Annotated in this window: 1 protein-coding gene; it reads right to left on the bottom strand. The window is 57.6% G+C overall.

The annotated features are described in order from the left end of the window. The coding region (locus tag AC1D00_RS43990) for a DUF1254 domain-containing protein (protein ID WP_477015054.1) at nucleotides 1–636 on the bottom strand (636 nt) is incomplete at its 3' end. Nucleotides 637–706: the final 70 nt, after the last annotated feature.

The raw sequence follows: 706 nt of genomic DNA, 5'->3' as shown, positions 1-706 counted from the left end.
GCCAAGAAACGCCGACAGAGGCTCGGCCTTGTAGCCAGCCTGAACTTTTTTCACGTTGTCGAGGTCAGCCGGATTGAAGAGCTGCGTGCGATAAGCAGCCCAAATGAAATCCGTTTCCGAGCGGATCACCGCCTTCACCCCGGCGGGCTTTTCGCCCTTCCAGTTCGGTCCCGCAACGAGGAAGCTACCAGCATCATTCCCCGTTGCGCGGCTGCCGATATAGGCAAAATTGAACGTGTATGCATCGATAAACTGGATACTGTAATAGCGGTCCTTTTCGATCGCAGGCACGGTAAGCACGAGTGGCTCGGCACGCAGGTCCGCCCCGAGCCACGAGTAAGGCGTATCCGAGTTTGGCGTCTGGATCGCCGTGTCGGCAGGTGTGTAGACACGCGGGGTGTTGACGAGGTGGTTCCACGGGGCTTTGTACTCCGGGTTCTTCTCCTCCACGAAATAGGCGTGCTGGATACGGTAGCTATCCACCATCGGGAAGCCGTAGATATAGGCCTCCTTCGCGATGGCGCGTGCCTCGGTTGTGCTAACGCTGGTCTGTGCGAGCGCTGGGAAAGATTTCACCGCATTGGCACTGATTGCCGCTAGGGCTGCGGAACGAAGTAGATCGCGTTTCGTCAACATTGGACGATCCCTCTCTATGCAGCGTTCAGGCGGGTGCGTGCCGCCAGCAGAACTCCAATAAGTCTACAGA

Source organism: Bradyrhizobium sp. P2_E8 (assembly GCF_056403875.1).
This window is presented reverse-complemented; position numbering and strand designations above follow the sequence as displayed.